This is a genomic window from Erwinia sp. OLFS4, from assembly GCF_002752165.1.
Classification (GTDB): domain Bacteria; phylum Pseudomonadota; class Gammaproteobacteria; order Enterobacterales; family Enterobacteriaceae; genus Izhakiella.
The window spans coordinates 96,631-121,458 of the sequence record NZ_MOMB01000047.1; the positions used below are offsets into that span (position 1 = coordinate 96,631).

Annotated in this window: 20 protein-coding genes, 1 other RNA gene and 1 pseudogene; 4 read left to right on the plus strand and 18 right to left on the minus strand. The window is 53.4% G+C overall.

Translation table 11 applies throughout. The features are described 5' to 3' along the window. Positions 1-144: 144 nt before the first annotated feature. The 7 genes from gcvP to BL249_RS09080 all read right to left on the minus strand — a co-directional run bounded on the left by gcvP (position 145) and on the right by BL249_RS09080 (position 9,302). Complete coding sequence (gene gcvP, locus BL249_RS09050) at positions 145-3,015, minus strand: aminomethyl-transferring glycine dehydrogenase (RefSeq protein WP_099707234.1); 2,871 nt, start codon at positions 3,013-3,015, stop codon at positions 145-147. A 78-nt stretch (positions 3,016-3,093) separates the two neighbouring features. Further along, on the minus strand, positions 3,094-3,480 hold the full coding sequence (gene gcvH, locus BL249_RS09055; protein ID WP_099707233.1) for a glycine cleavage system protein GcvH: 387 nt from the start codon (positions 3,478-3,480) through the stop codon (positions 3,094-3,096). 24 nt (positions 3,481-3,504) lie between these two features. Then, on the minus strand, positions 3,505-4,602 hold the full coding sequence (gcvT, locus tag BL249_RS09060; RefSeq protein ID WP_099707232.1) for a glycine cleavage system aminomethyltransferase GcvT: 1,098 nt from the start codon (positions 4,600-4,602) through the stop codon (positions 3,505-3,507). Positions 4,603-4,981: 379 nt separating this feature from the next. Further along, positions 4,982-6,181 carry an FAD-dependent 2-octaprenylphenol hydroxylase gene (gene ubiI, locus BL249_RS09065; RefSeq protein ID WP_099707231.1) on the minus strand — a complete coding sequence of 400 codons (1,200 nt, stop codon included), beginning with the start codon at positions 6,179-6,181 and terminating at the stop codon, positions 4,982-4,984. 9 nt (positions 6,182-6,190) lie between these two features. Next, positions 6,191-7,369: a 2-octaprenyl-6-methoxyphenyl hydroxylase gene (gene ubiH / locus BL249_RS09070; protein WP_099707230.1), complete on the minus strand. Its 1,179-nt coding sequence runs from the start codon at positions 7,367-7,369 to the stop codon at positions 6,191-6,193. Between the two features lies 1 nt (position 7,370). After that, a complete protein-coding gene (pepP, locus tag BL249_RS09075; RefSeq protein WP_099707318.1) occupies positions 7,371-8,681 on the minus strand; it encodes a Xaa-Pro aminopeptidase in 1,311 nt (436 codons plus the stop codon). A gap of 42 nt (positions 8,682-8,723) precedes the next feature. Next, a complete protein-coding gene (locus BL249_RS09080) occupies positions 8,724-9,302 on the minus strand; it encodes a YecA/YgfB family protein (RefSeq protein WP_099707229.1) in 579 nt (192 codons plus the stop codon). A gap of 172 nt (positions 9,303-9,474) precedes the next feature. Between BL249_RS09080 and zapA the strand changes: the two genes are divergently transcribed. The 3 genes from zapA to BL249_RS09095 all read left to right on the plus strand — a co-directional run bounded on the left by zapA (position 9,475) and on the right by BL249_RS09095 (position 10,750). Then, positions 9,475-9,804, plus strand: a complete 330-nt coding sequence (gene zapA, locus BL249_RS09085) for a cell division protein ZapA (RefSeq protein ID WP_099707228.1) — start codon at positions 9,475-9,477, stop codon at positions 9,802-9,804. A 40-nt stretch (positions 9,805-9,844) separates the two neighbouring features. Then, positions 9,845-10,028: non-coding RNA, 6S RNA (ssrS, locus tag BL249_RS09090), on the plus strand. 95 nt (positions 10,029-10,123) lie between these two features. Next, the gene (locus BL249_RS09095; RefSeq protein ID WP_099707227.1) at positions 10,124-10,750 is read left to right on the plus strand and encodes a 5-formyltetrahydrofolate cyclo-ligase; all 627 of its coding nucleotides are present in this window, start codon (positions 10,124-10,126) and stop codon (positions 10,748-10,750) included. A gap of 19 nt (positions 10,751-10,769) precedes the next feature. Here the strand turns inward: BL249_RS09095 and serA are convergent, their stop codons facing one another. Next, positions 10,770-12,008 (minus strand): phosphoglycerate dehydrogenase, encoded by a 1,239-nt coding sequence (serA, locus tag BL249_RS09100; RefSeq protein ID WP_099707226.1) that lies wholly within the window; start codon positions 12,006-12,008, stop codon positions 10,770-10,772. Between the two features lie 347 nt (positions 12,009-12,355). After that, a complete protein-coding gene (rpiA, locus tag BL249_RS09105; protein ID WP_099707317.1) occupies positions 12,356-13,015 on the minus strand; it encodes a ribose-5-phosphate isomerase RpiA in 660 nt (219 codons plus the stop codon). A gap of 202 nt (positions 13,016-13,217) precedes the next feature. Between rpiA and BL249_RS09110 the strand changes: the two genes are divergently transcribed. Beyond that, complete coding sequence (locus BL249_RS09110) at positions 13,218-14,120, plus strand: LysR family transcriptional regulator ArgP (RefSeq protein WP_099707225.1); 903 nt, start codon at positions 13,218-13,220, stop codon at positions 14,118-14,120. A gap of 77 nt (positions 14,121-14,197) precedes the next feature. Here the strand turns inward: BL249_RS09110 and BL249_RS09115 are convergent, their stop codons facing one another. The 9 genes and pseudogenes from BL249_RS09115 to speA form a co-directional block, all read right to left on the minus strand. Next, positions 14,198-14,920, minus strand: a complete 723-nt coding sequence (locus BL249_RS09115) for an oxidative stress defense protein (protein WP_099707224.1) — start codon at positions 14,918-14,920, stop codon at positions 14,198-14,200. 132 nt (positions 14,921-15,052) lie between these two features. Next, complete coding sequence (argO, locus tag BL249_RS09120; RefSeq protein ID WP_099707223.1) at positions 15,053-15,673, minus strand: arginine exporter ArgO; 621 nt, start codon at positions 15,671-15,673, stop codon at positions 15,053-15,055. 145 nt (positions 15,674-15,818) lie between these two features. Then, positions 15,819-16,700, minus strand: a complete 882-nt coding sequence (gene mscS, locus BL249_RS09125; protein WP_099707222.1) for a small-conductance mechanosensitive channel MscS — start codon at positions 16,698-16,700, stop codon at positions 15,819-15,821. Positions 16,701-16,911: 211 nt separating this feature from the next. Then, positions 16,912-17,991, minus strand: coding sequence for a class II fructose-bisphosphate aldolase (gene fbaA / locus BL249_RS09130; RefSeq protein ID WP_099707221.1), 1,080 nt, complete (start codon positions 17,989-17,991; stop codon positions 16,912-16,914). A gap of 127 nt (positions 17,992-18,118) precedes the next feature. After that, the gene (pgk, locus tag BL249_RS09135) at positions 18,119-19,279 is read right to left on the minus strand and encodes a phosphoglycerate kinase (protein WP_099707220.1); all 1,161 of its coding nucleotides are present in this window, start codon (positions 19,277-19,279) and stop codon (positions 18,119-18,121) included. Between the two features lie 50 nt (positions 19,280-19,329). Next, positions 19,330-20,349, minus strand: a complete 1,020-nt coding sequence (gene epd, locus BL249_RS09140) for an erythrose-4-phosphate dehydrogenase (RefSeq protein ID WP_099707219.1) — start codon at positions 20,347-20,349, stop codon at positions 19,330-19,332. A gap of 309 nt (positions 20,350-20,658) precedes the next feature. Continuing rightward, on the minus strand, positions 20,659-22,650 hold the full coding sequence (tkt, locus tag BL249_RS09145; protein WP_099707218.1) for a transketolase: 1,992 nt from the start codon (positions 22,648-22,650) through the stop codon (positions 20,659-20,661). 419 nt (positions 22,651-23,069) lie between these two features. After that, complete coding sequence (locus BL249_RS09155) at positions 23,070-23,474, minus strand: YidB family protein (RefSeq protein ID WP_099707216.1); 405 nt, start codon at positions 23,472-23,474, stop codon at positions 23,070-23,072. A 74-nt stretch (positions 23,475-23,548) separates the two neighbouring features. Next, positions 23,549-24,724: pseudogene (gene speA, locus BL249_RS09160) on the minus strand (biosynthetic arginine decarboxylase); the annotation flags it as partial. Between the last annotated feature and the right edge of the window lie 104 nt (positions 24,725-24,828).

Here is a 24,828-nt window from a genome sequence, read left to right on the forward strand (position 1 = left end):
CGAAAGAAATAGCCGGCAACATGCCAAAACAGTCCCTCCGGCGTGGTTAACATCGGTTAACAGCGCGTCGCAACAATAATCATTACAGACAAAACTCAGCCGTAACAAAGCCCGGATAAACCGGGCTTCAGGCGCTGGCTGCCATTACTGATAATCGGCAACGGGCACGCAGGCACAAAACAGATTGCGGTCACCAAACACATCATCAAGGCGTTTGACCGCCGGCCAGTATTTATTCTCACTAGCGGCCGGAAAAACAGCCAGCTCGCGGCTGTATGGATGTGACCACTCACCGGCAATTTCCCGCTGAGTATGGGGGGCATTAACCAGCGGATTATCCTGCAGCGGCCACTCGCCTGCCGCCACCCGATCGATTTCCGCACGAATCGCCAGCATCGCGTGAATGAAACGGTCCAGTTCGCTTTTACTTTCCGACTCGGTGGGTTCCACCATTAGCGTCCCCGCTACCGGGAATGACATGGTCGGCGCATGGAAACCGTAATCGATAAGCCGCTTGGCGATGTCCAGTTCGCTGATACCGGTGCGCTCCTTCAACGGACGGATATCAAGAATACATTCATGGGCGACACAGCCATCGCGTCCGCTGTAAAGTATCGGGTAGGCGTCACTGAGACGTGCCGCAATGTAGTTTGCGTTAAGTATCGCAACCTGGCTGGCCTGACGCAGCCCCGCTGCCCCCATCATGCGAATATACATCCAGCTGATTGGCAGGATTGAGGCACTGCCAAACGGCGCCGCAGAAACGGCGCCCTGCTGCGTCAGCATACCGTCAATTTGTACCACGCTGTGACCAGGCACAAAAGGCGCCAGGTGCGCTTTTACGCCAATCGGCCCCATACCAGGGCCACCACCGCCATGAGGGATACAGAACGTTTTATGCAGATTCAGATGTGATACATCGGCACCGATATAACCCGGCGTGGTAATCCCAACCTGAGCGTTCATATTTGCGCCGTCAAGATACACCTGACCGCCATACTGGTGGACAATCTGGCACACTTCACGGATTGTCTCTTCATACACGCCGTGGGTCGAGGGATAGGTCACCATAATGCAGGAGAGCGCATCGCCCGCCGCTTCCGCTTGCAACCGCAGGTCGTGCAGATCAATATTGCCTTGTTTATCGCAGGCGACCACCACCACGCTCATCCCCGCCATTTGCGCTGAAGCAGGGTTAGTGCCATGAGCCGAGGCCGGAATCAGACAGATATGGCGCTGCTGCTGGCGGCTTTCATGGTAACGACGAATCGCCAGCAAGCCAGCATATTCGCCCTGGGCACCGGAATTTGGTTGCATACAGAGCGCGTCGTAACCGGTTAATTGCAGTAACCATTGCGACAGCTGCGCTATCATCTGCAGATAACCCGCCGCCTGGCTGGCCGGACAGAAGGGATGCAGCCCGGCGAATTCCGGCCAGGTCACCGGGATCATTTCTGCCGCCGCATTGAGCTTCATGGTGCAGGAGCCAAGCGGGATCATCGCCTGATTAAGGGCCAGATCCTTTTTTTCAAGGCGGTGCATATAGCGCATCATCTCAGTTTCGCTATGATAGCGGTTAAAAACCGCATGAGTCAGGATTGTATCCTGGCGCAGCAAGGCCGCCGGGATCGACGCCGGACCTTGCGCCACTGCGGCATCAAGTTTATCAATACTCAAACCGTGGTGGTCACCGAGCAGAATCGCAAACAACGTAGCCACGTCTTCACGGCAGGTGGTTTCATCCAGGGTAATGCCAACCGCATTCAGCACGTCGCTGCGTAAATTGACCCCAAAACTGAGCGCACGATTTAATACTGCGGCTTTGTCTGCCACCTCAACGGTCAGAGTGTCAAACCAGCTACTGTGACGCAGCGTCAGCCCGGCTTGCCGCAGGCCCGCGGCCAGAATATCCGTCAGCCGATGAATACGTGTGGCAATACGCCGCAAGCCGTCCGGACCATGATATACCGCATACAATCCGGCAATATTGGCCAGCAGGACCTGCGATGTGCAAATATTAGAATTGGCTTTTTCCCGGCGAATATGCTGTTCACGGGTCTGCATTGCCATGCGCAGTGCGGTATTGCCAGCAGCATCACGGGAAACCCCGATAATACGTCCCGGCATTGCGCGTTTGTGTTCATCCCGCACGGCAAAGAACGCGGCGTGAGGCCCGCCGTATCCCATGGGGACACCAAAGCGCTGAGCAGAACCAAACACAATATCGGCACCCTGTTTACCTGGGGCATCAAGCATGACCAAAGCCATAAAATCGGCGGCTACGCTGACCACCACGTTACGCGCTTTCATCTCGTCTATCAGTGAACGATAATCATGCACCTTACCGGTGGTGCCTGTCTGCTGAAGCAGCACGCCAAACAGATCGGCATGATCGCGCGCTTTATCGGCCTGATCCACCAGCAGTTCAAAACCAAAGGTTTCTGCCCGGGTGCGAATGACATCCAGCGTTTGCGGGTGTACATCATCCGCGACAAAAAATTTACTGGCCCCTTTCAGCTTGCTGATGCGTCTGGCCATCGCCATCGCTTCCGCCGCTGCAGTGGCTTCATCCAGCAGCGAAGCCGAAGCTACCTCCAGCCCGGTCAGATCGATAGTCACCTGCTGAAAATTCAGTAATGCTTCAAGCCGGCCCTGCGATACTTCAGGCTGATAAGGAGTATAAGCCGTATACCAGCCGGGATTTTCCAGCATATTGCGCAGGATCACCGGCGGCGTCAGCACCGCGCAATACCCCATACCGATGAAGGATTTATAACACTGATTCTGGCTGGCAATAGCTTTCAGTTCAGCCAGCGCCAGATGCTCGGGAAGCGCGTCGCCGATAGCGGGGGGGGCCGGCAGCTGAATGTCGGCCGGCACAACGCGGGCGGTCAGTTCATCCAGGGAATCCACGCCAGCAATCTGCAACATCGCCTGCTGTTCTGCGACAGAAGGACCAATATGGCGCGCAATAAAAGCACCGTGATGTTCAAGCTGGCTGAGTGTCTGAGTCATGGGCGGTCAATCCTGATACGTTTATGGGCCAGGAGGGCGCCTGACAGCTGGATACTGGCGCCCGGCACAGCAATAATATTAAGCGTCGATGGCCGCTTTATAGTCATCCGCGTCCAGTAACAGCGCCAGTTCGCTTTCATCGCTGGCTTTCATTCTGAACAACCAGCCAGCACCGTACGGGGCGCTGTTAACCAGCTCAGGCTCGCTTTCCAGCGCGCTATTGACGGCAATAATTTCACCAGCGATCGGCGCATAGATATCCGAAGCCGCTTTGACCGATTCCGCTACCGCGCAGTCATCACCGGCGCTGAAAACGCTGCCAGGTTCAGGCAAATCGATAAATACCATATCCCCCAGCAGCGCCTGTGCGTGTTCAGTGATGCCGACGGTAAAAGAACCATCGGCTTCTTTACGCACCCATTCGTGACTCTCGCGGTATTTCAGTTCATCTGGCACATGGCTCATTGACGCGCTTCTCCTAAAATTAAATCATTGGGTGACCGGCTTGCCGGCACGAACAAAAACGGGTCTGGTGACGCGCACCGGCATTTCACGGTTACGGATCTGGACAATAGCCTGTTCGCCGATGCCAGCCGGTACCCGAGCCAGAGCAATACTGCAACCCAGAGTGGGGGAAAAGGAACCGCTGGTAATCACCCCTTCAGCGGCATGACCGTCGCCGGTGGTAAACCGTACCGGTAAAGCATTACGCAGTACGCCTTTCTCCGTCATGATTAACCCAACCAGCTGCTCGGTTCCCCGTTCACTCTGGGCCTCCAGCGCCGCGCGACCAATAAAATCGCGGGATTCCGGCTGCCAGGCAATAGTCCAGCCCATATTGGCTGCCAGCGGAGACACCCGTTCATCCATTTCCTGACCATACAGATTCATTCCTGCTTCCAGCCGCAGCGTATCGCGGGCGCCAAGGCCAGCTGGCTTCACGCCGACGGCGAGCAACTGCTGCCAGAGCGCTGCCGCCTGCCCCTGCGGCAGAGCAATTTCATAACCGGCCTCACCGGTATAACCGGTGGTGGCAATAAACATATCGTCTGACTGCAGGCCAAAAAAAGGTTTCATTTCTGCGAGGATGGCCCGCCGGGCCGGGGCAAATATTTGCTGGACTTTCTCGCAGGCATGCGGCCCCTGGACCGCAATCAGCGCCAGATCGTCACGTTCAGTCAGCGTCACGCTATAGGCGACGGCCTGGCTGCGTATCCAGGCGAGATCTTTTTCCCGCGTAGCAGAATTCACCACCAGACGGAAATAGTCTTCAGCCAGGAAGTAAACGATCAGATCGTCAATGACGCCCCCTGAGGCGTTAAGCATCGCGGTGTAGAGCGCCTTGCCCGGCTGGGTCAGCTTCGCGACATCATTTGCCAGCAGATAACGCAGAAATTCACGGGTACGCGCGCCGTGCAAGTCAACGATGGTCATATGTGAAACATCAAACATGCCGGCATCGTTGCGCACCGCATGGTGTTCATCCATCTGCGAGCCGTAATGCAATGGCATCATCCAGCCATGAAAATCCACCATGCGCGCACCGCATGCCTGATGTTGTTCGAACAACGGGGTCTGCTGAGTCATTCTGATTATCCGTTAGCCAAGATTTTTTCAGCCGGTTTGCACAACGCAAACGTTACCTTTTCCCGACGTTACCACCGTTACCGGCGGATAACCATAAGCTATATGAAGGCGAAATGACTGACCCCGGCGATTCTGCCGGACGCTGCCATCAGTTTTTTTAACTGGTTTACTGCTAATTAATTAAAATATAACCTGCCTGATTATAATTAATGCAGGATATTATTTAAAATTACGCGCTTTAACAGAAAAAATTAACTTTATAAAATTGCGCTTCGCATAAAAAAAAATAATGCAAAGTAATGAGTGAAATTAGATTATTTCAAATGAGAGCCGGGATAAAAAAGGCCTGCTTTGCAGGCCTTTTTAACAATACGCTGAATCAGCGCAACCAGTCAGGCAGGTCGTGTAATCCCCTCGCCTGCTTCACCAATTGTGGTTTCACGCCGGGCAGTTTGTCTGCCAGCGTCAGGCCAAGATCACGCAGCAATTTCTTCGCCGGATTTTCACCGGCAAACAGTTCGCGAAATCCCTGCATAGCCGCCAGCATCAGCACTGCGCTGTGCTTGCGACTGCGTTCATAACGCCGCAAATAAAGATGCTGTCCAATATCTTTACCGGCATGTTGTAAACGGCGTAACTCGCCAATCAGCGCGGCGGCATCCATCAATCCGAGGTTAACGCCCTGACCCGCAAGGGGATGGATGGTATGGGCAGCATCCCCCACCAGCGCCAGTCGGTGTGCGGCAAAACTGCGGGCAAAACGCCCGACTAAAGGAAACACCTGACGGTCGCTTTGCAGGCTACACAAGCCAAGACGGCTGTCCAGGGTCACCGTCAGCTGCTGATTAAACAGCGCGGCAGACATAGCCTGAAATCGTGCGGCTTCCTGTGGTGGCAGCGACCAGACAATGGAGCAGAGCTGCGGATCGCTCAGGGGCAAAAAAGCCAGAATACCGTCACCATGAAAAACCTGACGGGCAACTGACTGGTGCGGCTCATCGCTGCGAATGGTTGCCACCAGCGCGTGATGTTCGTAGTCGCGAAACGACAGCGGTATATCAGCCTTATCGCGCAGCCAGGAGTGGGCACCGTCAGCGGCGATAGTCAGACGCGCGCTCATCATGCTGCCATCCTGCAGCGTGACAAAGGCTTCGTTGTCACCAAAAGCAACCTGCTCCATGTGGGCACCGGCAAACAGCGTAATATCACTGAGCTGGCTGGCACGCTGCCACAGCGCATGATGAATCACCTGATTTTCAATAATATGACCAAGATGGCTGATGCCCTGATTATCATCATCAAAAATAATATGACCAAAGCTGTCTTTGTCCCAGACCGCCATACCGTGATACGGTGCCGCACGCTGTAAAATGGTCTCCCAGACACCCAGATGCTGAAGCAAGCGCTCACTTGCCGCATTAATTGCTGATACACGCAGCTGCGGAGTGGCATCGCTCAGCGCGTGCGGCGCTTCATCACGCTCCAGTAGCGCAATTCGCAGCCCACAGCCCTGCAAGCCGCAGGCAACAGCCAGACCGACCATTCCCCCGCCGGCAATGACAACATCATAAGATTGCATATTCTCTCCTTAACGCAGAACCCAACCTAGCGTCCGTTCCGCAAGGCGACGACGTAGCAGGGGAACATGATCCAACGCCAGTAAGCCCAGATTACGGCCAGCCACCAGCGGCAGATGATGATTAGCAAAAAAACGCACCAGGCCATCCGTCAGGCCGACCGTCGCATCCGCATCGGCTTGCCGCCGCTGCTGATAGCGTTGCAGTACAAAGTAATCGCCCGGGTCCTCAGCATTACGCCAGGCTGCCGCAATCGTTTCGGCCAGCGACATGACATCACGCAGCCCAAGATTAAACCCCTGGCCGGCAATAGGATGCAACGTCTGCGCCGCGTTACCAACCAGTGCCAGCCGGTGTGAGATACGCTGTGAAGCGCGCTGTAGCGTCAGCGGATAGCTGGCACGCTGGCCGACGGTGGTAAAAGCACCCAGTCGCCAGCCAAAAGCCTGTTGTAACTGATGCAGAAACTGTGCATCACTCCAGCCATCAACCCGTTCGCGATGCGCCAGTGGATGACACCAGACCAGCGAACAACGCCCTTGTGACATCGGTAACAATGCCAGCGGGCCATGTTCGGTAAATCGTTCAAATGCTCTTGCACAATGCGGACTGGCGCTGGTCACATTTGCAATCACGGCCACCTGCTGGTATGGCTGCTGCTGCCACTGCACGCCACAGGCCGCCGCGACGCCAGAGCCGCTACCGTCGGCGGCAATCAGTAACGCGCCACGGATAACCTTACCGCTTTTCAGCGTTACCGTAACCTGGCCGGCATCACGTTCAACCCCGGCCACCCGATCGGGGCAACAAAGCGATACCCCAGGGGCGCGGGCTAACAGACGAAATAAGCGCTGGCCAACTTCATGCAGTTCCACCACGTGTCCCAGCGCACGGATGCCATATTCTTGTGCACTCAGGGTTACGAAACCGGCGTGGCCGCGATCGCTGACCTGTACTTCACCGATTGCCGTGGCCGCACTCTGCAGATATGGCCAGATATTCAGTGCTTCCAGCTGCTGACAGGTGCCTTCCGCCAGCGCAATAGCCCGGCTGTCATAGCCAGGATGCTGCTGTGAATCGAGGGCGATAGCCTCAATCAGCGTGACCGGTAACCTGCCGGCGGAAAGCTGAGAAAGCGCCAGCGCCAGGGTAGCGCCGGTCATCCCGCCGCCGGTAATGATGACCGCCATATTATTTTGCCGCCGCCATCAGCGCCTCAATGTCATCCGGTTTTTTAACCACCCGATCCGTCAGGTTCTCGTTTCCTGCGGCAGTGATCACAATATCATCTTCAATACGAATGCCTATTCCACGGTAGCACTCAGGCACATCGGCATCCGGGGCAATATACAGACCAGGCTCAACGGTGAGCACCATGCCTGCTTCCAGCGGACGGTCACGGTCAATGCCGTAATCGCCAACATCGTGAACATCCAGTCCCAGCCAGTGCGACAAACCATGCATAAAGAAGCGGCGATGGGCCTGTTCCGCTATCAGGCTATCCACGTCGCCCTGCAGAATACCCAGTCTGACCAGGCCACTAACCATTATGTGCACCACTTGCTGAGTCACATACTGGATACTGGTGCCTGGTGCAAACAGGCTTAGCGCATGCTCAAGGGAAGCCAGAACGATGTCATAAATTTCCCGCTGGGCAGGGCTGAATTTTCCGCTCGCCGGGAAAGTGCGCGTAATATCGCCGGCATAACCCTGATATTCACAGCCAGCATCAATCAGAACCAGCTGCCCGGCCTGCATTTTGCTTTCATTTTCAGTGTAATGAAGAATACAACCGTTTTCTCCCGCGCCAACAATGGTGTTATAAGCGGCAAAGCGCGCGCCATGGCGGGCAAATTCATGCAAAATTTCAGCTTCAAGCTGATACTCAAAGTCACCGGGACGACATGCCAGCATCGCCCGGGTATGGGCCTGAGCGCTGATACGTCCGGCCTCACGTAACACCGCCAGTTCAGCCGGTGATTTGAACAGACGCATTTCATGCACCATTGGCCGCCAGTCAATCAGGGTCGCCGGTGCCGAAAGATTTTTCCGTCCCCCCTGACGCAATTGCTCAAGCGCCGCAAACAGCGCCCGATCGGCAAACTGATACAGCCCCTGAGCGTGATAAACCACATCGAGGCCATTCAGCAGCAAAGGCAGCTGTTCTGTCAGCTCATCCCATGGCAGCGCCCGGTCAATGTTAAGACGCGCCGGGGCAGCTTCCTGGCCCAACCGACGGCCGAACCAGACTTCGGCGGTGACATCACGCACCCGGTTAAACAATACGGTATGACTATGATTTTCAGCACTTTTAATGATTACCAGTAGCGCCTGTGGCTCATTGAAGCCGGTGAAATACCAGAAATCACTGTTCTGTCGAAACGGGTATTCACTGTCAGCACTCCGGGTCGCCTCGGGGGCGGCAAAAAACAGCGCTACGCTGGCCGGCACCATCTGCTCAACCAGCTGCTGACGGCGGTGGACAAACTCTTGTGGTTGAATCATCGCAACTCCTGAATATTTCCCTGACGCGCAAACGCATCTTCAGTGCAGGGTAGGCTTTTTCATTTCCACCGCCGCTGGCTGCGGGCGGCAGAAGGTTTCATGACAGAGCAAAGCGGCAACCCGGACGTATTCAATTACCTCTTCCAGCGACGCCGCCAGTTCCTGCTGATCTTCTTCCTCATCATAGCCGAGCTGGGCGATAGTGCGCAGATCATCGACGGCTTCACCGGTCTCACCGGTAACTTTATCCAGACCGGGTTGCGTTACGCCAAGGCCGAGTAAAAAATGGTTCACCCAACCGGCCAGCGCATCGGCTCGTTCAAATACCGTGGCGTCATCGTCATCAGGTAACAACAGCTGAAATTCAAAATGATCATCTTCCAGCGTGGCACAAATGGCGTGCTGAAGCTGCTCAACCGGCTGTTTCAGCGTTTGCGAAAACGCATTGCCTTCGTTGGTCAAATCATAAACCAAGGTTTTCCAGCTGTTATCACGGTTGCCCCCGCAGACAATGCCGCTTAGCAGGCCATGCATCTCCGCCGGCGTCATCCCCACACCCTGCTGATTTAAGGCAGAAGCGAGGGTGGCATAACCCGGGACCATAGTGGAATGGGACATAGGTAATCATCATCGTTGAGGGTTAGAGTTCGTGCTATGCTACCACCAGGTGCCTTACGGATTCCAGAAAGGGGGGGTTGTTTATTCCCTCAGGGATATATATAGTGGCGCTCCTCGCAACCCATTGAGTGGAAAGGGCGTAGCGGGCGCAGTAATCAGTCAGGAAGGTGGCATGTCCGCACAACCAGTAGATATACAAATTTTTGGCCGTTCTTTAAGGGTAAATTGTCCGCCTGAACAGCAGGATGCGTTAAACGCAGCGGCGGAAGACCTTAATCAGCGGTTGCAAGATTTAAAAGTTCGCACTAGAGTCTCCAATACTGAGCAACTGGTGTTTATTGCCGCGCTGAACCTGTGCTACGAGCTGGCGCAGGAGCAGGGTAAAACGCGTGATTATGCCGCGAACATGGAGCAACGTATCCGTATGTTGCAACAGACCATTGAACAAGCGCTGGTTGAGCAAGGTCACATTACCAATCGCCAGGGTGCGAAGTTCGAATAACACGACATTGTCTGATGTGTTACACTGACAGTGTTGTCAACTTTCTCTGAGATGTTTGCAAGCGGGCCAGTCCCCTGAGCCGATATTTCAATAGCACAGAATGCGGCGCTACGCGGTTTGTGCGCATGCCCGGTTCGTCCGGGAAGCCTGATAGCCACGACGACGCATTCACCTTGAACCCAGGGTTCAAGGGTTACAGCCTGCGGCGGCATCTCGGAGATCTTCCTGTTTATTTTCCCTATCCCCGGTCATTAACGTTGTCCTGACGCCTTTTCCGATCGTATGCTGAATCCTGTCCACGCTGAACAGGAGAACGGGCATGTCAGTTTCCCTGCATGACCGACAGGCTATGCGTACCCATATCCGCCATCTGCGGCGTGCATTAGGTGATGAACAACAGCAGAAAGCCGCTGAGCGCACAGCAGAACACGCGATGGCGTTACCGCAGGTCCAGCAGGCCAGACACGTTGCGGTTTTTTTACCGGTAGATGGCGAACTTAATACCCGCCCGCTGATTGCCCGACTGTGGCATCAAAAAAAGCAGGTCTACCTGCCAGTACTCCATCCTTTTTCACCGGGACAGCTGCTGTTTATCCACTATGAACTGGCCACCCCGCTGCAGCTTAACCGACTGCGCATCCCGGAACCACCGCTGGACGTTCGCCATCTGTTACCGCTGGATAAGCTGGATGTTTTGTTTGTACCCCTGGTCGCCTTTGACAGCCGCGGCCAGCGTCTGGGTATGGGGGGCGGGTTTTATGACAGAACGCTGCAAAACTGGCAGCAGCATGGTTTCTTCCCGGTCGGGCTTGCCCATGACTGTCAGCATGTCAAACGTTTGCCCAGCGCCAGCTGGGATATTCCCCTGCCGGCGGTGATTACGCCGGCGAAACTCTGGCAATGGCAACAGAACGCAGAGGGGGAAACACCGCCAGAATGCCCGTAACGGCATCTGGCGGTGAGGTTCAGTAAAGCAAACGCGCTCTGATGGTACCAGGAATGGCTTTCATCAGCTGCAGCGCCTTCTCTGCCACCTCTTCCTCGGCATCAATATCGATGACCACATACCCCATCAGCGGACTGGTCTGCAGATACTGCGCCGCGATGTTGATGCCCTGCTCAGCAAAAATCTGGTTGATGGCAGTTAACACCCCGGGGCGGTTTTCATGAATATGCAACAGACGACTGGCGGAAGCCGCATGAGTAGGCAAAGACACTTCCGGGAAGTTCACCGCCGACAGCGTTGAACCGTTATCAGAATATTTTGACAACTTGCCGGCCACTTCCAGGCCAATGTTTTCCTGCGCTTCCTGGGTAGAACCACCGATATGCGGCGTCAGCAGAACGTTATCGAATTCGCACAGCGGGGAATTAAACGGCTCGCTGTTGGTCGCCGGCTCCACGGGAAAAACATCGATTGCCGCACCGGCAAGATGCTTGTCTGCCAGGGATTTGCATAAAGCGGGAATATCCACCACCGTGCCGCGTGAAGCGTTAATCAGCAGTGCGCCCGGTTTAATCATCGCCAGCTCTCTGGCGCTAATCATATTTTGCGTTGACACCGTTTCCGGCACGTGCAGGCTCACGACGTCACTCATGTTCAATAAATCAGACAGATGCTGGACCTGGGTGGCATTACCTAACGGCAGTTTGTTTTCAATATCGTAAAAGAAAACGTGCATCCCCAGCGATTCCGCCAGTACCCCCAGCTGCATGCCAATGTGGCCGTAACCAATGATACCGAGTTTTTTACCGCGTGCCTCAAAAGAACCCACCGCCTGTTTGTTCCAGATACCACGGTGTGCCTTAGCATTGGCTTCCGGAATGCCACGCAGCATTAACAGCAGCTCGCCGATCACCAGTTCTGCCACTGAGCGGGTATTGGAAAACGGTGCATTAAACACCGGAATACCACGCTTAGCCGCTGCAGTCAGGTCCACCTGATTGGTTCCGATGCAAAAGCAGCCAACCGCCACCAGCTTTTCCGCCGCAGCAAATATCTCTTCACTCAGCTGAGTACGGGAACGAATGCCAATAAAATGGGCATCACGCGCGGCCACTTTCAGCGCGTCGCTATCAAGCGCCCCTTTATGATACTCAATATTGTGGTATCCAGCTGCGTGCAGGCTTTCCAGCGCACTCTGATGCACCCCTTCCACCAGCAGAAATTTAATCTTGTCTTTTTCCAGTGATACTTTCGCCATTTCCCAACCCTATACGCTGACTACAAAAAAATGCTGGTCTGATCCCGCCTGATGACGACCTTAAGTTACCAAAGTAATAAGCCCGCCTTCTTTCAAAATAACAAAATTTTCGCTGTCAGCAATACAAGACGCTACCAGAGGAGCAGCACACTGAGCCCGGCACAAGCCGGCTAACGACAGATAATGGCAGTTTCATTGCCACAAACAGAAATATCCGGCTGGAAAATGTCATTTTGTGATATAAGTCACCAAATCAGGCTATCTGTATAAAATCGTTATTTTGCCAAAAAAAGTCGGCACAGGCGCGCGCTGCACATGCAGACCGTTTTCACCAGCCGCTTATCAGATCATTTGCTGATGGTTTTCACCCCATCAGGACCACCGATCAGCGCAACATCAGCCCCGCGGGCAGCAAACAAGCCAACGGTCACCACCCCTGGCAAGGCATTAATGGCAATCTCCAGCGCGCAGGGGTCAGTAATGCTCAGGTCATGGACATCGAGGATGATATTGCCATTATCCGTCACCACATTCTGACGATAAACCGGTCTTCCGCCGAGCTTTTCCAGCTGGCGCGCCACGTAATTACGGGCCATTGGCACCACCTCAACCGGCAGCGGAAATTTACCCAGTACCGCTACCTGTTTTGACCTGTCTGCAATACAGATATATTTCTCTGCAACGGCGGCCACAATTTTTTCACGCGTCAGAGCGGCACCGCCGCCTTTAATCATCTGCATCTGCGGATTAATTTCGTCGGCGCCATCAACATACACCGCCAGACGTTCAACGGTATTGAGATCAAACACCGGGATCCCCAGGCTTTTCAGCTGTACAGTTGAAGCTTCAGAGCTTGAAACGGCACCGGTAATCTGGTCTTTTATCGACCCCAGCGCCTGAATAAAATATGCCGCCGTACTGCCCGTGCCGACGCCAACAATGGTACCGGGAATAACATAATCCAGCGCCGCCCAGCCTACGGCTTTTTTTAGTTCATCCTGTGTCATCATCAGTTTGCCTGTGCTACCCGAAAAATGGCTTTCAGTATAAAGAAGCCAGAGATAAATTACCCGATCGGTAACGACAAAAGCGCAATATGCTGTTGCGCCATAACAAATAAACTGCCCTTTATTCAGGAATAAAGAAAAAACTATGGCATAGTGATAAATCGTTACGCCCCGTTGCAGCCGAAGGAGAGCCTATTACCTCATGAAACGCCCGGATTATCGAACGCTTCAGGCACTGGATGCGGTGATTCGTGAACGCGGATTTGAGCGTGCGGCACAAAAACTGTGTATCACGCAATCTGCGGTGTCGCAGCGTATTAAGCAGCTGGAGAATATGTTTGGCCAGCCCCTGCTGGTACGCACCGTGCCACCGCGGCCAACCGAACAAGGGCAGAAGTTACTGGCATTGCTGCATCAGGTTGAATTACTGGAAGAAGAGTGGCTGGGAGACGAAAATGGCAGTGGTACTACCCCGCTGCTGCTGTCGCTGGCGGTCAATGCTGACAGCCTGGCAACCTGGTTGCTACCTGCGCTGAAAAACGTGCTGAGCGACTCCCCGGTCAGGCTCAATCTGCAGGTTGAAGATGAGAGCCGTACCCAGGAGCGCCTGCGCCGTGGTGAAGTTGTCGGCGCAGTCAGTATTCAGCCACAGCCGCTGCCAAGCTGTCTGGTCAGCCAGCTTGGCGCACTGGATTATCTGTTCGTCGGTTCTCCGGAATTTGCTGCCCGCTATTTTCCCAACGGCGTCACCCGGCCGGCACTGCTGAAGGCGCCCGTGGTGGCTTTCGATCATCTTGATGATATGCACCAGGCCTTTTTGCAACAAAATTTCGATTTATCGCCGGGTAGCGTGCCCTGCCATATCGTCAATTCTTCGGAAGCCTTTGTTCAGCTGGCCCGCCAGGGGACAACCTGCTGTATGATCCCGCATTTGCAGATAGAAAAAGAACTGGCGTCGGGGGAGCTGATTGACCTGACACCCGGACTTTATCAGCGCCGGATGCTGTACTGGCACCGTTTTGCACCGGAGAGCCGCCTGATGCGCCGGGTCACCGATGCGCTGATTGAGCATGGCCATCGCGTCCTGCGCCAGGACACCAACTGACAGAAAAAAGGCGCCTTAATGGCGCCTTTATGCGGTTTTGTCCCGGCTGCGCTGGCACACCGGTAATCAGCATCCTGCTACTGATTACTCAGCTCAAAGACCACGTCAACCTGATCATCAAAGTGAATACTCTGCTGCTCATAGGTTTGCTCTGCAGAAGTTGCCGGTGCGGCATCCGCCATTTTGAACATGCGCGTCATCGGAACCGGCTGATAGTTAGCCACATGATAGCGAATGCTGTAAACCGGCCCAAGGCTGGCATGGAAACCTTTCGCCAGCTGATCGGCCTGCCGGGTGGCGTTTTTAATCGCCTCTTCACGCGCCTTATCACGATACTGCTGCGGATCGGCTACCCCCAGCTCTACGGAGCGAATTTCATTAAGACCGGATTTCAGTGCACCATCCAGCAAATCGTTTAGCTTATCCAGCTTACGCAAGGTCACCTGTACCTGACGCACTGCGCGATAGCCTTTAAGCTGCGATTTACCATCTTTCAGGTAATCATATTCTGGCTGCGTGCGCAGATTGGCAGCATTAATATCTTTCTTTTCAATTCCTTGCTGTTTAAGGAAATCAAAATACTGCTGTACCCGGGTATCGGCTTGCTTTTTCGCCTGCGCCGCCTCTTTCGCCGTGACATTCACTTCAATGGTCAGGATCGCAATATCCGGCTTAGCATCGACGCTCGCCTGACCGGAGGTGATGACGTGGGGTCCATTGGGCAGCTCGCCCGTCTGACCGATCATGGGCAGAACGCTCAGCCCTAACAGAGAGGCACACGCCAGGGTTTTTATTTTCACTTCAGTCCTCCTTGAAGAGAGTTGTCATTGGCAAGGACAGCTGCAGGTAAGGCAGCCGGTCAGGCAACACAGATGCTGCTCTGAGTCATGAAAGTACAAAAGGTTCTGATATTATTGTCGCTTTATCCAATTTTACAACATTGCAATGCTTTGCTGTGCCAGACGCAGGGCCACAAACCACATAATTGCACCCACCAGCAGGTTTATTCGTTGCTGGGCACGCCGGGAAACCAGACGGGGTGCCAGCCATGACGCCAGCAGCGCCACGCCAAAAAACCACAGCAACGAAGCACTGATGGTGCCACAGGCAAACCAGATGCGTTCTGACGCAGGCAGCTGCCCACCGAGACTACCCAGCACCACAAAAGTATCAAGATAGACGTGGGGATTGAGCCAGGTAACAGCCAGCACCGTCAGCACAATACGCCAGCGACCGGAGCGATCAGCCTGTTGCGGCATGGCCACGTGCTGGGGGTGAAACCCAGTGCGCAATGCCCCCCAGCCATACCACAACAAAAAGGCTACCCCACCCCAGCTAATCAGAGCCAGCAACAGCGGTGAACGGTTGAGTAAGGCGCTGCCACCAAACACACCGGCACAAATCAGCACGATATCACTCAGTGTGCACAGGCCTGCGGTCATGAAATGATACTGGCGATTAATGCCCTGATTCATCACAAACGCATTCTGCGGGCCAAGCGGCAGAATCAAGGCAGCACCTAACGCAATCCCCTGAAAATAAACCGATAACATCCTGCATCCCCACCCTGATTTATTCGGTGAGGCAGTCTAGCCGGATAACAATATAAGGTAAAATTGAAAAATATAATGCCTGATAAGAAACACTAATAATATAAGACTGAAAAACGGACGCCACTGCGTCCGTCTGCAAGATCAGTTATGCGCCACCGGCCGGACTTTTCTGCGGATTGTTGTCCGGGTTGTGATGCAGATGAACGTCCATTTGCGGGTACGGAATGCCAATATTTTTCGCATCCAGCGCGTACTTAAAGTTCTTCAGCAGATCCCAGTAGACACTCTGCAAATCGCTACTTTTACTCCAGCAACGCACCACAAAATTCAGTGATGAAGCAGCCAGTTCGTTAAGCCCTATCTGGATACCCATCTCCTGCAGTACCCGCGCGTCGGCTTCAACCACGCCACGCAGCAGAGCAATGACCTCATCGACATCGGCATCATAGGCTACACCAATGATAAATTCGTTACGCCGGGCTGGTTCGCGGGAGTAGTTAATAATATTACCCGCGATAATTTTACCGTTAGGCACCACCACAATTTTGCCATCGGCGGTTTTCAGCGTGGTGGAAAAAATCTGTACGCTGACAACCGTACCGCTAACCCCGCCCAGATCGACAAACTCGCCGGTGCGAAACGGACGGAAGGTCACCAGCAGAACGCCAGCCGCAAGGTTAGACAGCGAACCTTGTAATGCCAGACCCACCGCCAGACCCGCGGCGCCCAGTACCGCAATCACCGAAGCAGTCTGCACCCCAATCCGGCCCAGCGCCGCAATCAGCGTAAAGGCAATAATGCCATAGCGCACCAGCGCAGAGAGAAAATCGGCAACGGTTTTATCAATATTGCGACTGATCAGCAATTTATTGATACCGTTCGAGACAATACGGGCGACAATCATCCCGATAATAAGAATGGCAAATGCCGCAAGAATGTTGACAGCGTAGCTCAGCAGTAATGCCTGATTGCGCAGCAGCCAGCCTCCGGCATTATTAATACTGTTAACAACGTTTAAATCATCCATTTTTCTACCCAGGTTGTTATCCGCGCGGGAATAATGTGCCAGTTAATGAAATGCTTAGCGTCAAGCCTGTTTAAGACTAAGCACAAAATGAGCATTCTGCCAGCGTTAGTATCGCTGCGGCCTGACAGTTGACGATTATTCAACCAGCATCGTCTTCAGCCGACAAAAAAGCCCGCCAGAGGCGGGCTTTCTAAGGTGGATATCAGACAGATTACAGTACGTCCACCGCATTCAGCTCTTTAAAAGCCTGCTCCAGACGGGTCACCATTGAGGCCTGAGCGTGACGCAGCCAGACGCGCGGGTCGTAATATTTTTTATTCGGGCTGTCCGGTCCTTCCGGGTTACCCAGCTGTGCCTGCAGATAGCCTTCTTTCTGCTTGTAATACTGCAGAATACCGTCCCATGTCGCCCACTGGGTATCGGTATCGATATTCATTTTAATCACACCGTAGCTAATGGATTCTTTGATTTCCGCCGCTGAAGAACCGGAACCGCCGTGGAAAACAAAGTTCAGCGCATTGTGCGGCAGATTATGTTTCTTACACACATATTCCTGCGAATCACGCAGAATCGTCGGCGTCAGCTTAACGTTACCGGGCTTATACACACCATGAACGTTACCAAAAGAGGCCGCAATAGTGAAACGCGGGCTGATAGCGTTCAGTCTGGTGTAAGCATAATCAACGTCTTCCGGCTGTGAATAGAGCGCAGAACTGTCAACGTGTGAATTATCCACGCCATCCTCTTCGCCACCGGTGACGCCCAGCTCAATTTCCAGGGTCATATTGAGTTTGGCCATGCGCGCCAGGTATTTACCACAGAGTTCGATATTCTCTTCCAGAGACTCTTCTGACAGGTCAATCATATGAGAAGAGAACAGCGGCTTACCGGTGGCTTTAAAGTGCGCTTCACCCGCGTCCAGCAGTCCATCGATCCACGGCAACAGTTTTTTAGCACAGTGGTCAGTGTGCAGAATAACCGACACGCCGTATTGTTCTGCCATCAGGTGAACATGTTTCGCCCCGGAAATCGCCCCGAGGATCGCTGCCGCCTGCGGTTTGTCTGACTTAAAGCCCTTTCCGGCAATAAACGCCGCGCCGCCGTTGGAGAACTGGACAATCACCGGTGCTTTCACTTTCGCCGCCGCTTCCAGCACGGCATTAATGGAGTCGGTGCCGACACAGTTAACTGCGGGCAAAGCAAATTTATTTTCTTTTGCTACCTGAAAAATTTTCTGTACGTCATCACCGGTGACAACGCCTGGTTTTACGAAATCAAAAATTTTAGACATGTTCTTGTGTCCTGTTTCGTCGGCCGTGAATCCCCTTCCGCTTTCAGCAATGCCTGAAAGTTACCGGGTCTTAAAGTTTCGCCCGTGGGGCGGGCAAGGACGGGCGCTAGCCCCTCCTTAAAACCGGTTACTGCTTCGCAGGCTCTTCAAGCATGGCAACCGCCGGCAGTTTTTTCCCTTCAACAAACTCAAGGAAAGCACCGCCACCAGTGGAGATATAAGAAATTTTATCTTCAATGCCAAATAGATCGATGGCAGCCAGGGTATCACCCCCTCCGGCAATTGAGAAAGCATCACTGTCGGCAATGGCTCTTGCCACAATCTCTGTCCCTTTACGGAAATTAGGAAATTCAAATACGCCGACCGGGCCATTCCACAGGATGGTTTTAGCTTCTTTCAGTAACTTAGCCATCGCCAGGGCGGTTTCATCGCCAAAGTCCATGATCTCTTCGTTATCCGCAACCTCACTGACTTTTTTCACCGTCGCCGGGGCAGTTTCAGAGAATTCCGTGCCTACACGGGAATCCGTTGGTACCGGAATACCAAACTCATCACGCAGTTTTTTCGCTGCCTCAACGAAATCTGGCTCATAAAGTGATTTGCCGACATTGTTGTCAATGGCGACGAACGTGTTGGCAATCCCTCCGCCAACGATCACCGTATCAGCAATCTTCACCAGCGAATTAAGGACATCGAATTTTGTGGACACTTTTGAGCCACCAACCACTGCCACCATCGGACGTGCCGGATGGGATAAGGCTTTACCTAATGCATCCAGCTCAGCGGCCAGCAATGGTCCGGCACAGGCCACCGGCGCAAATTTACCCACCCCATGGGTGGAAGCCTGCGCACGGTGCGCGGTACCGAAAGCATCCATGACGAAAATATCACACAGCGCCGCATACTGTTTCGCCAGCGCTTCATCGTCTTTCTTTTCACCTTTATTAAAACGGACGTTTTCCAGCACCACCAGCTCACCCGCGGCCACGTCAACACCGTTCAGATACTCTTTTGCCAGCCGCACCGGCGCTGAAAGTTTATTTTTAAGATAGTTAACAACCGGCAGCAGGGAGAATTCTTCATTGTATTCACCTTCGGTCGGACGACCAAGGTGTGAGGTAACCATCACTTTTGCACCCTGCTTCAGCGCAGCTTCAATGGTTGGCAGGGAAGCACGAATGCGTGCATCAGACGTTACTTTTCCTTCTTTAACCGGCACGTTAAGATCGGCACGGATTAGCACACGTTTACCCGCTAAATCCAGATCGGTCATCTTAATTACAGACATAGTGAATCCTCTCGTTGATTCTCTTAAATTTTGCAGGCGCAATCCGCGCCCTACCTGAAACCACTGGCTGCCATTGCTAAGGTGGTATCCAGCATCCGGTTAGCAAAACCCCACTCGTTGTCACACCAGACCAGGGTTTTAATCAGATGCTGTCCGCTGACCCGGGTTTGTGTGCCGTCAACAATGGCACTGTGCGGGTCATGATTAAAATCAATGGAGACTAACGGTAATTCCGTATAGTCAACTATACCACTAAATGCCCCCTGCGCTGCGCTGCGCAATAACTGGTTGACCTCGCTGGCCTGCACCGCTTTTTTCACGCTCACGCTCAGGTCAATGGCCGTGACATTGATCGTCGGTACCCGTACGGCAATGGCTTCAAACCGGTCACTAAATTGCGGAAATATCCGGGCAATCCCCGCGGCCAGACGCGTATCAACCGGAATAATAGACTGGCTCGCCGCGCGCGTCCGCCGCAAATCGTGGTGATAGGCATCAATCACCTGCTGGTCATGCATCGCCGAATGGATGGTGGTCACCGTTCCGGATTCAATGCTAAACGCATCATCCAGCAATTTGATGATCGGAATAATACAGTTCGTCGTGCAGGATGCATTTGACACAATGCGGTGCGTAGCTTGCAGCTGCTGATGATTAACGCTATACACCACCGTCGCATCAAGATCGGCAGCACCTGGGTGCGCAAACAACACCTTTCCGGCCCCCGCCTGCAGATGTGCTTCACCGTCAGCGCGGCTGCCAAATACCCCGGTGCAATCCAGAACCACATCCACTGACAGCGCTTTCCACGGCAGCTGGTCTATCGCCGGCTGATGAAGAATACGCAGGGTATCGTCCCCTACCTGCAAAAGATCACGCTCCTGGCGGACCTCAAAGGCAAAGCGGCCATGACTGGTATCATATTTGAGCAGATGCGCCATCCCGGCGGCATCCGCCAGTTCATTAACGGCCACCACGCTGATTTCAGCCCGCCGGCCGGTTTCATATAGCGCCCGCAAAACGTTGCGGCCAATACGACCAAAACCATTGATGGCAATCCGAACTGTCATACCACTCCTGCTAACCTCATTCAGTCATGTTGCTGCCTAAGACTGAGGCCGCTTTTGCTATTTGTACAGTAATTTTTCGTCTTTAACCGACAGCCCGGACTTCAGAGTTGTCAGGCATACCTGAACCTGAAACGGTTCAGCAAGAATAAAGGAATTGAGGAATAACTGAAATGATTGCGGTCAAATAAGCTGCAATAATTAGATCCACATCACAAAAGGTAACGGGGTGAGAAAACAGGGGAAACCGGCCGGTTTCCCTGTACCACCACGGGCTGAGCAACACCCAGCCAGGACAACGCAAGCACAGCGTTATAAAATCGCTTTTGCCTGAGCAACCACATTGTCGACGGTAAAACCAAACTGCTCAAACAGTTTCTCCGCCGGGGCAGACTCACCAAAAGTGGTCATGCCGACTACCGCACCGTGCAGACCGGTATATTTGTACCAGTAATCGGCAATACCGGCTTCAATGGCCAGCCGGGCACCGACCGCTTTTGGCAGAACCGCTTCACGATAGGCGGCATCCTGTTTATCAAAGGTATCGGTTGATGGCATAGAAACCACGCGAACTTTTACCCCTTGCGCGCTCAGTTTTTCTGCCGCCGCCACCGCCAGTTCAACTTCAGAACCGGTGGCAATGATAATCAGCTGTGGCTGGCCATCACAGTCTTTAAGTACATAACCCCCACGAGCCACGCTGGCCAGCTGGTCCGCGCTCCGCGGCTGCTGGGCCAGATTCTGGCGTGAAAAAATCAGCGCGGTGGGACCATCCTGACGTTCAATGGCATATTTCCAGGCTACCGCGGATTCCACCTGGTCACACGGACGCCAGGTGCTCATATTTGGCGTTACCCGCAGGCTGGCCAGTTGTTCCACCGGCTGATGGGTCGGACCGTCTTCCCCAAGACCAATCGAGTCATGGGTATACACCATTACCTGACGAATCTTCATTAAAGCGGCCATACGCGCTGCGTTACGGGCATACTCAACAAACATCAGGAAGGTCGCGGTGTACGGCAGGAAACCGCCGTGCAAAGCAATACCGTTAGCAATGGCGGTCATACCAAATTCACGCACGCCATAATGAATATAGTTTCCAGCGGCATCGTCATTGATCGGTTTTGAACCTGACCACATGGTGAGGTTACTGGGTGCCAGATCGGCAGAGCCCCCTAAATATTCCGGCAGGATTTTACCAAAGGCTTCGATGGTGTTTTGTGAGGCTTTACGACTGGCAATTTTTGCCGGGTTAGCCTGCAACTGCGCAATAAATTTCTGCGATTCTGCCTGCCAGTTATCCGGCAGCTGATGGGCCATGCGACGTTTAAATTCAGCCGCCAGCTCAGGATAAGCGCTGGCATAAGCGGCAAAGCGCTGGTTCCAGTCAGACTCTTTCGTTTTACCGGCTTCCCGCGCATCCCACTGGGCATAAATTTCTGACGGGATTTCAAAAGGCGCATAGTTCCAGCCCAGCTGCTTGCGGGTCAGCGCAATCTCTTCATCCCCTAGCGGCGCTCCGTGGGCATCATGTGAGCCGGCTTTGTTCGGCGAGCCAAAACCAATAATCGTTTTGCAGATGATGAGCGACGGTTTATCGGTTACCGCTTTCGCCTCTTCAATCGCTTGTTTGATAGCGCTGGCATCATGGCCATCGACGCCACGAATCACATGCCAGTGATACGCCTCAAAACGCTGCGCGGTATCGTCGGTAAACCAGCCGTCCGTATGTCCATCAATCGAGATGCCGTTGTCATCATAAAATGCAATCAGTTTGCCCAGCTTCAGCGTACCAGCCAGAGAGCATACTTCGTGAGAAATGCCTTCCATCAGGCAGCCATCACCCATAAATACCCAGGTATGATGGTTAACAATTTCATGCTGAGGCCGGTTAAACTGCGCGGCAAGAGTACGTTCGGCAATCGCCATGCCGACAGCATTTGCCACGCCCTGCCCCAGCGGGCCGGTGGTGGTTTCAACCCCCGGGGTGTAACCATATTCCGGATGGCCAGGGGTTCTGGAATGGAGCTGACGAAAATTTTCCAGCTCTTTCATCGGCAAATCGTAGCCGGTAAGATGCAGCAAGCTGTAAATCAGCATGGAACCGTGGCCGTTAGACAGCACGAAACGGTCGCGATCGGCCCACAGCGGATTAGCAGGATTATGATTCAGAAACTCGCGCCATAATACTTCCGCAATATCCGCCATGCCCATCGGGGCACCAGGATGACCAGATTTGGCTTTCTGAACAGCGTCCATACTTAATGCACGAATAGCGTTGGCAAGCTCTCTACGAGATGACATTTTATACTCCCGGTCAGATTTAACGCTTCGCCGTCCTTAACTTATTGATATCAGGTAATTATCAGGCAAAGCTACAGAAGGTCGTTCAACAATGTACATGAAATGAGGTCCGGATGTACATGGAGCACGGCGCTAAATCTGTAATGCTGAATACGCATTGACACTGCGTTTGCCAGGCCAGCGTCACAAGCGCAATGGTCAGGCTGTTTTTATCTCGCAGCTTTGGCGCCATATTGCCAGTTTGATGCAGGCGACTGGCGAAGGGGATCACCGGAGGGAAACACGGGGTTTATCTCTGAGCAGCAGGAGGCTGCCTGTTCAGGCACAGGGTGCCCCGGGCAACAAATTACTGGCTAACAACAAAACGACCGGGCGCTGAAAAAGCCCGCCGACCGGATGGCGATCGGCAGGGCTTTAGGTTATTTTCGGCCAAAAATATTATCTACCAGCGAGCCTAACTGCTCGGTGTTCAGCGAGCCTTGCGGGCTGGCTTTGTCGATCAGTTCAGGCAGCACCTGTTGCAGCTGGCTGACGGCCCCTTCTGTATTGGTACCCAGCTTATCGGCCAGAGACTGGAGTTCACCGTTGCCAAACGCTGACTGAAGCTGGCTGGCTTCAACGGAGGCATTTGCGCCCTGCCCCAGCCAGCTGCTGAGAATGGCACCAAGACCGCCCTGTTGCAGTTTGCCCAGCACGGCCTGAAAACCACCCTGCTCCTGGACCCACTGTAAAACGACATTCAAAACCTGAGACTCCGGGCCTTGAACGTCACTTTTACCCTGACCACCTGCAATATTTTTAATTATCTGATCAAAAAAACCCATCGCTATCTCCCGGAGATGATCACGATTGTGTCGCCATACTTGTAGGGCCATTACATGGCCCCGCCTGAAGATAATTATTCATCTTCGAGATAAGTATAGCCGTATAGTCCATTTTCAAACTCTTGCAGGAATTGCGCACGCAGCGCCTCGTCAAGATCGGTCTGTCTGACCTGATTACGGAACAGGGTCAGCAACTCATCCGGCTTCAGCTGGACATATTCCAGCATATCAGCAACGGTATCGCCTTCATCGGAGATCTGTACTTCCAGAGTGCCATCAGGAAAAGCAAACACGTCCACGGCTTCGGTATCACCAAACAGGTTATGCATGTTGCCAAGAATTTCCTGATAAGCACCGACCATGAAAAAGCCAACCATCGGCGGATTCTGTGGATCATATTCCGGCATCGGCATGGTTGTGGTAATGCCATCGCCATCAACGTAATGATCAATTGCCCCATCAGAATCACAGGTGATATCAAGCAAAACCGCCCGCCGTTCCGGCGGCTTGTCCAGCCCTTCCAGCGGCAAAACCGGGAATAGCTGGTCAATTCCCCAGGCGTCCGGCATTGACTGAAACAGAGAAAAATTGACGTACATTTTGTCCGCCATACGTTCCTGTAACTCGTCAATAATTGGCCGATGAGCGCGGTTACTGGGGTCCAGATGATGCTGAATATAGTGACAGATACTAAGATACAGCTGTTCAGCCCATGCCCGCTGGATCAGGTCATAATGCCCTTGCGAATAACCGGTGTGAATGTCAAAAAGGTCCATCTGGCTGTCGTGTAACCACTCACGCAGCGACCGATGATTGCTGGTTTCCTGCATCTCCTGCCAGGTATCCCACATACTAAGCATCGGACGAGGCGCATCGCTACCCGGCGCTTGCGGGGTGCTGAATTCATTGCGCTCAACGCCAATAATATTGGATACCAGTACGGTGTGATGGGCCGTCACCGCCCGACCGGACTCGGTAATTACCGTTGGATGCGGTAATCCGTGCTCTTTACAGGCATCGCCGATGGCCCAGATAACATTATTAGCATATTCATTCAGTCCGTAGTTAACCGAGCAATCAGACTGCGAACGCGTACCTTCATAATCGACGCCAAGACCGCCACCAACGTCAAAGCACTGAATTTGCACCCCCAGCCTCGCCAGCTCAACGTAAAAGCGCGCTGACTCGCGGACACCGGTGGCAATATCGCGAATGTTAGCCATTTGCGAACCCAAATGAAAATGCAGTATTCATGCAATTTTATGTTAATCGCATGAATAATATTAACTTTTTTGATTTGTGAGCATGAATAAACAGCCCGAAACCACATCAGATAACTACACTTATTACACAT

Bases quoted from the DNA above. Each gene is read 5' to 3' on its own strand.
- serA (WP_099707226.1), bottom strand. From the start codon at position 12,008: ATGGCGAAAGTATCACTGGAAAAAGACAAGATTAAATTTCTGCTGGTG.
- rpiA (WP_099707317.1), bottom strand. From the start codon at position 13,015: ATGACACAGGATGAACTAAAAAAAGCCGTAGGCTGGGCGGCGCTGGAT.
- ubiI (WP_099707231.1), bottom strand. From the start codon at position 6,181: ATGCAATCTTATGATGTTGTCATTGCCGGCGGGGGAATGGTCGGTCTG.
- mscS (WP_099707222.1), bottom strand. From the start codon at position 16,700: ATGGATGATTTAAACGTTGTTAACAGTATTAATAATGCCGGAGGCTGG.
- gcvH (WP_099707233.1), bottom strand. From the start codon at position 3,480: ATGAGCCATGTGCCAGATGAACTGAAATACCGCGAGAGTCACGAATGG.
- BL249_RS09095 (WP_099707227.1), top strand. From the start codon at position 10,124: ATGTCAGTTTCCCTGCATGACCGACAGGCTATGCGTACCCATATCCGC.
- pgk (WP_099707220.1), bottom strand. From the start codon at position 19,279: ATGTCTGTAATTAAGATGACCGATCTGGATTTAGCGGGTAAACGTGTG.
- epd (WP_099707219.1), bottom strand. From the start codon at position 20,349: ATGACAGTTCGGATTGCCATCAATGGTTTTGGTCGTATTGGCCGCAAC.
- BL249_RS09155 (WP_099707216.1), bottom strand. From the start codon at position 23,474: ATGGGTTTTTTTGATCAGATAATTAAAAATATTGCAGGTGGTCAGGGT.
- gcvP (WP_099707234.1), bottom strand. From the start codon at position 3,015: ATGACTCAGACACTCAGCCAGCTTGAACATCACGGTGCTTTTATTGCG.
- tkt (WP_099707218.1), bottom strand. From the start codon at position 22,650: ATGTCATCTCGTAGAGAGCTTGCCAACGCTATTCGTGCATTAAGTATG.
- BL249_RS09110 (WP_099707225.1), top strand. From the start codon at position 13,218: ATGAAACGCCCGGATTATCGAACGCTTCAGGCACTGGATGCGGTGATT.
- ubiH (WP_099707230.1), bottom strand. From the start codon at position 7,369: ATGGCGGTCATCATTACCGGCGGCGGGATGACCGGCGCTACCCTGGCG.
- argO (WP_099707223.1), bottom strand. From the start codon at position 15,673: ATGTTATCGGTTTATTTTCAGGGGATTGCGTTAGGTGCTGCCTTGATT.
- zapA (WP_099707228.1), top strand. From the start codon at position 9,475: ATGTCCGCACAACCAGTAGATATACAAATTTTTGGCCGTTCTTTAAGG.
- fbaA (WP_099707221.1), bottom strand. From the start codon at position 17,991: ATGTCTAAAATTTTTGATTTCGTAAAACCAGGCGTTGTCACCGGTGAT.
- BL249_RS09080 (WP_099707229.1), bottom strand. From the start codon at position 9,302: ATGTCCCATTCCACTATGGTCCCGGGTTATGCCACCCTCGCTTCTGCC.
- gcvT (WP_099707232.1), bottom strand. From the start codon at position 4,602: ATGACTCAGCAGACCCCGTTGTTCGAACAACATCAGGCATGCGGTGCG.